The following is a 2,958-nucleotide window of genomic DNA, read 5'->3' on the forward strand; positions in this document are numbered from 1 at the left end:
CATTTCAGACCGCAGCTCAAAAATCTTAACTGGGAATTTGAATATGTTCCTAAAAGAGACAGAGTAAGAGAAAAAGATAAAACATATTTCGGATTTGATATTACGCATATAACAGAAGATGATAAACAAGGTGAATATTTAGACTTTGCAAATAGTCATGGATGCAATTTGGAAACTGGTAAAGGACATGATGGAATTAACCCTATAAAAGAAGAATTACATCAAACTTATTGGATAGCTCAAAAAGCAATAGATGAAATGGATAATTTTGATTTTGATAAACCCTTATTTATGTGGGTTAGTTTTGTAGACCCTCATCATCCTTTTGACTCTATAAAAAAATATTATGATATTTATAAGGATATTAAACCCAAAGAACTTAACAGCAAATTAAAATTAGATAGCAAAAGACCAGAATATCTGACCAGACAGGGAGAGAGAGGATATTGGCCGGGGGGCGGTGAAGAACATAACTATTCAGAAAAAGAAATTGAAGAGATAAAAAAACTATATTATGGTATGATTAGTTTTATAGATGCACAAATAGCTAGGATTATAGATAAATTAAAAGAAAAAAATGAGTGGGATAATACAATAATAATATTTACAAGCGATCATGGAGAATATTTAGGAGATTACGGATTATTAAGGAAAGGTCCTTTTATGTATGACTGCCTCATAAAAACTCCTTTGCTGTTTTATGGAAAAAATATTATAAAAAATAAAAGTGATGAAATAATAGAAAATATAGATATAGTACCAACGATATTGGAATTAATAGGAAAAGAAGTACCATATGGTATACAAGGTCATAGTATAAAAAATATACTTACAGGAAAAGATAAAAATAAAACATACAAAAAAGGTGCTATTGTTACTTATGATGCTCATGATAGAGGCATATTCATAAAAACTTACAGAACTAAAAAATACAAACTTTCTATATTTTTGAATGAAGAATATGGTGAGTTATATGATTTAGAAAAAGATGTTAATGAAACTAATAATTTATTTTTTAATCAAGAATATAATGATATAAAAAATAAATTAATTCTTGAAATGTGTCATAAGCTGATAGAGTGCAGTGATCCTCTAAATAAAAGATATGCTAGTTGGTAATTATTTTATTTATAATAAATTAATAATTTTAAGGAGATATAAAAAATGAAAAGAACAGTAAAAATTATTACTTCATTAGTTTTAATTATATGTTTATTTTTATTAGCTTCATGTGCTAATAAAGGCTCATCATCTTCTAATGATGCCAAAACATTAAAAGTGGCTGTAATGCCGTTTTTAAACTCTGTACCTATTGAGTATATGATAAATAACAAATTGGATCAAAAATATGGTTTTACAATTGAAACTGTATATTTCCCATCAGGCGGTCCTATGAATGAAGCATTAGGTGCTGGTTTATGGGAAGTTGGTACTTTGAGTGCTGCTTCTGTTTATTCTTTAGCTAATTATAATGCCCATGTTGTTGCTGATATAGGACACTCTGAAGGAGGAATAGAAGTATTAGTTAATCCAGACTCTGACATTTTAACTGTAAAAGGAGTTAATAAAGATTTCCCAGAAGTTTATGGAGATGCTGCTACGCTAAAAGGTAAAACTATAGCTGTACCTACTGGAACAATATCACATTTAAATGTTATACATTGGCTAAAAGCTATAAATGTCGATCCTAATACTGTTAATATAGTTCATATGGAATTCCCTCAGGCATATCAGGCATTAAAAGCAAAAAAAATAGATGCTGCTGCTTTGAATCCTCCTACTTCTTTTTCTGCTGAAGCTGACGGAATGAAAATAGTTTCTAGTTTAACTACATTAAATATACCTCAATTTGACTCAATAATAGTATCAGATGAAGCATATAATAATAAAAAAGATACTATAGTTTTATATATTAAAGCATTTTTAGAAGCATGCGATGCACTACAAGCTGATACTAATATGGCAGCAGAAGAATTATTAAATTGGTATACAAAAAACGGATCAAGCTCTACTATGGAGGCATGTCAGTCTGAAGTAGCTACTCGTCCTTTTGTTACTACAGAAGAAATTAAAAATATAAAAATAGGGGATTCTGTAAGAGTAACTGCTGACTTCTTTGCAAGCCAATCACTTATTACAGAAGATAAACTTCCTATTGTAGATAAAAATGTAGATACTGAATTATTAAACAAAGCATTGAATTAATAATATAATCGTAAAGGACTTTATAAAATGGAAGAGAATATAATAATTAATTCCTCACTTAAAGAAAAAGAAAAAATCGTCATAGCCAATAAAAAAAGAGAGAGAAATAAATTTTTTATTATATCTGTAATATCTGTTGTAATATTTCTTATAATATGGCAGTTAATAACAGATGTATTTAAATTGTTTCCTTCATATTCTCTTCCAAGTCCTTATACAGTTTTTAAATCCTTTATTTATAAACTTACAAACAAAGCTCCAGATAATGGTACATTATTCCAACATATATTAGCTTCTTTACAAGTGGCATTAACTGGTTATTTTTTAGGTGCTGCTATAGGAATACCGCTTGGAATATGTATGGCTTGGTTTAAAAAATTCAATTTAGTAGCAACTCCATTATTTGACCTTATAAGACCAATACCTACTATAGCATGGATACCTATGATGATATTATGGTTTGGTATAGGATTAGGAGCAAAATCAGCAATAGTATTTATGTCTGCATTTGTGCCTTGCGTTATTAATACATACAGCGGAATAAAAGCTACTACACAGGTGCATTTATGGGTTGCTCAAACTTTCGGAGCTTCAAGAGGACAAATGCTTAAAGAAGTTGCCATACCTACAGCTTTGCCTTATATATTTACAGGACTTAGAGTATCATTGGGGGCTTCTTGGACTTCTTTATGTGCTGCTGAAATGCTTGCGGCAAGCAGAGGTTTGGGATTCATGATACAGTTAAATAGGCAA

The 2,958-nt window shown here is 29.7% G+C and carries 3 protein-coding genes; all 3 read left to right on the forward strand.

What is annotated here, in order from left to right; all coding sequences use genetic code 11:
- On the forward strand, positions 1-1,119 hold a 1,119-nt coding region (locus EZH24_RS09580), incomplete at its 5' end, for a sulfatase family protein (RefSeq protein ID WP_137998932.1).
- 45 nt (positions 1,120-1,164) lie between these two features.
- Entirely contained in the window at positions 1,165-2,205 is a 1,041-nt protein-coding gene (locus tag EZH24_RS09585) for an ABC transporter substrate-binding protein (protein WP_137998933.1), read from the forward strand.
- Positions 2,206-2,232: 27 nt separating this feature from the next.
- The coding region (locus tag EZH24_RS09590) for an ABC transporter permease (protein ID WP_137998934.1) at positions 2,233-2,958 on the forward strand (726 nt) is incomplete at its 3' end.

The sequence above is a fragment of the Brachyspira catarrhinii genome, assembly GCF_005518285.1.
GTDB lineage: Bacteria > Spirochaetota > Brachyspiria > Brachyspirales > Brachyspiraceae > Brachyspira > Brachyspira catarrhinii.